The organism is uncultured Campylobacter sp. (genome assembly GCF_938018145.1).
Taxonomy (GTDB): domain Bacteria; phylum Campylobacterota; class Campylobacteria; order Campylobacterales; family Campylobacteraceae; genus Campylobacter_A.
The window spans coordinates 1-2514 of the sequence record NZ_CALIII010000385.1; the positions used below are offsets into that span (position 1 = coordinate 1).

Sequence of the window (2514 nt, forward strand, 5' to 3'; positions counted from 1 at the left end):
CTGCTGCGCCAGGTCGGGCAGACCAACGCCAGATACCGCATGGTGCGCGGCGGGGATAAAATTTTGCTCGGTCTTAGCGGCGGCAAGGACAGCCTCGCGCTCGCGCACGTGCTAAAACACATGCAAAACGTCACGCCTGAAAAATTTGAGTTTAAGGCCGTGACGCTAAGCTACGGCATGGGCGAGGACTACGCCTACCTCACGCGCCACTGCGCCGAGCACGGCATCGAGCACGACGTGATCGACAGCTCGATCTTTGAGATATCAAAGGACAAGATCCGCAAAAACTCCAGCTTTTGCAGCTTTTTCTCGCGTATGAGGCGCGGCTATCTCTACACCTACGCGCTCGAGCACGGCTTTAACAAGCTCGCCATCGCCCACCACCTCGACGACGCGGTCGAGAGCTTTTTTATGAATTTTACTTATAACGGCGCGTTACGAACGCTTGCTCCAAAATACGTCGCGGCAAACGGTATCGAGGTTATCAGGCCGTTTATATTCGTGCGCGAAAGGCAGCTACGCGAAAACGCCGTGCGAAACGGGCTTACGGTTATCGGCGACGAGGCGTGTCCGGCGATGCGATTTGATATCAAGATGCCTCACGCTAGAGCCGAAACTAAGGAGCTTTTGGCAAATTTAGAAAAGCAAAATCCAAAGCTTTTCGTCTCGCTAAAGGCTGCTTTTGAAAATATCCACAGCGATACGTTTTTCGCCGCTGGGGCGCAAAATTTGACCGATGAGGAGTGAGGACTCGTCAAATTTAGCTTAAATTTGACCGCTCTTTCGGTCAAATTTGACTTTTGCTAGTCGGCTCAAATTTGCCCGACAACCTTCACTGCGCTATATAGCAATCTATCATCGTCGCTCTGCGGCATCTTTGCTCCTTCGTTTTTGTATTAGTTTATTAGATATTAGCTTTTCTTTGTCTTGACTACTTATGTCGGCGTCGATATAGATCACCTTAGCCGTATCTCCTATGCGTATTATTGCATCCATCTTTTTTTGCTCGTTTGCCCACGACATAAATGTTCGTACGTCTTGAAAGGTTCCATCAGGCTCCGTGCAATATTTTTCTAAATTTTTTATTGGCATATCTACATAAAACGGCCTTTTTTGTTTATATTTTCTCCGTCTATCCATCTTATTTTATACCATATATAAGTATCATGACACTTTTTATACGCCTCTTTCAACTCCTCGCTAGTAGGTTGCCCCGAAACGTTGTTGTCTAGTAGCAAATTTAGCATAGGTTCGTAGTTTGGCATATATTCCATATCTTTAAAATAGTTGCCGTTCTCGTCAAAATACCCCATACTAAATAGTATTTGTAGCATCTCGGTAAAGTTGCCAAAGGTAATATAATCAAAAGGCAATATCCAGCCTTTTGAGCCTTCATTTTTCTGACCGTATTTTACTTCGTACTCTACAAATATATTATCTCCGTCGATAGTCAAGCTTTTTATCCTATCGTTTTGGGGCGCTTTTAAACATCTTTGAATTTTTTCTTTATTGCTAAATTTAACCCCGCTATCAAGCAAGAGCTTAACGGTCTTTGTAGAGTTGTTTTCTATGCCAGGGGCGAGAGTTTGTAGTTATCTTTCGCATGAGCGTCCGCGCCCATCTCCATGAGTCTTTTTGCCGTGGTTTCGTCGCCATAAAAGCTAGCGTACATCAGGGGCGTCGTGTTTGCCTTCATCTTTACGTCGGCGCTAAGCCCGTTTCTTGTCATAAAATTTAAAATCTTATCCGTATCTTTTAGCCTCAGCAAATTTCTTAAAGCGTTAAGAGTGGCGTTGTTTTCCTCGTATTCGTCTATATCCCAGTATCTAAAAGCAAAGTCGTCTATCTCCTCTTGCGTTACGTATTTGGCTAGCTCGGAGTTTGGGTCTATCTTGGTGTCCGGCGTGACGGTAAAATACGTAGGGCGAGACAGCTTTTCGTAAATAAAATTTACGAAAACGGCAAGGAAAAGGGCGGCAAAGCCGAGTGCGAATTTTTTCAAATTTATCCCTTAAGTCAAATTTGCAAAATCTTAGCCAAAACTAGGTAAAGAGGCGGTAAATTTGATGCAATTTGAGCTGATAAATTTGGATATCGGGAGTAGGGCACGGCGAGATCCGTTTGCATAAAATTTGAGCGGGTTAAATTTGAAAGCAAACTCTGGCAAGTCAAATTTGAAACGCCAAATTTGATCAAAGCCCCTGAAGCAAAATGGAGTAGAGCGCGTCTATCTCGTCATCGTCAAGTAGCAGCGTAGAGCGCTCGCTAAAGAGCATTTTTATCTTTTCTACCCTAAAACCCTTTTGCGCGGCGCAGTGCTCGTGAGCGGGCAAGAAGCTCCTGGTTAGCGCAACTCTATCCTCCACGGGCTCGTCGCAGATAAAGCAAAAAAGCTCGTCGTGTAGCCTGCCCTCGGCCTCTAAAATGCGCACGTAGCTCTCGATGAGTAGGCGTTTGGGGGCGCCTCTATCAAAGCGCGAGGCGCAAAGCTCAAGCTCCCGAAAATACACCTCG

General features: G+C 45.5%; 4 protein-coding genes and 1 pseudogene. 1 reads left to right on the forward strand and 4 read right to left on the reverse strand.

The genetic code is table 11. From position 1 onward, the window contains the following. A partial coding sequence (locus Q0338_RS08905; RefSeq protein WP_298086439.1) for a tRNA 2-thiocytidine biosynthesis TtcA family protein occupies positions 1–747 on the forward strand: 747 nt, incomplete at its 5' end. A 108-nt stretch (positions 748–855) separates the two neighbouring features. Here Q0338_RS08905 and Q0338_RS08910 read toward each other — a convergent pair. The 4 genes and pseudogenes from Q0338_RS08910 to Q0338_RS08925 form a co-directional block, all read right to left on the reverse strand. Beyond that, positions 856–1092 (reverse strand): hypothetical protein, encoded by a 237-nt coding sequence (locus Q0338_RS08910; protein ID WP_298086440.1) that lies wholly within the window; start codon positions 1090–1092, stop codon positions 856–858. Positions 1093–1094: 2 nt separating this feature from the next. Beyond that, positions 1095–1454 (reverse strand): hypothetical protein, encoded by a 360-nt coding sequence (locus tag Q0338_RS08915; protein ID WP_298086441.1) that lies wholly within the window; start codon positions 1452–1454, stop codon positions 1095–1097. 113 nt (positions 1455–1567) lie between these two features. Next, the gene (locus Q0338_RS08920) at positions 1568–2002 is read right to left on the reverse strand and encodes a hypothetical protein (RefSeq protein ID WP_298086442.1); all 435 of its coding nucleotides are present in this window, start codon (positions 2000–2002) and stop codon (positions 1568–1570) included. 190 nt (positions 2003–2192) lie between these two features. Further along, positions 2193–2514: pseudogene (locus tag Q0338_RS08925) on the reverse strand (recombination protein RecO); the annotation flags it as partial.

Bases quoted from the DNA above. Each gene is read 5' to 3' on its own strand.
- Q0338_RS08910 (WP_298086440.1), bottom strand. From the start codon at position 1,092: ATGCCAATAAAAAATTTAGAAAAATATTGCACGGAGCCTGATGGAACC.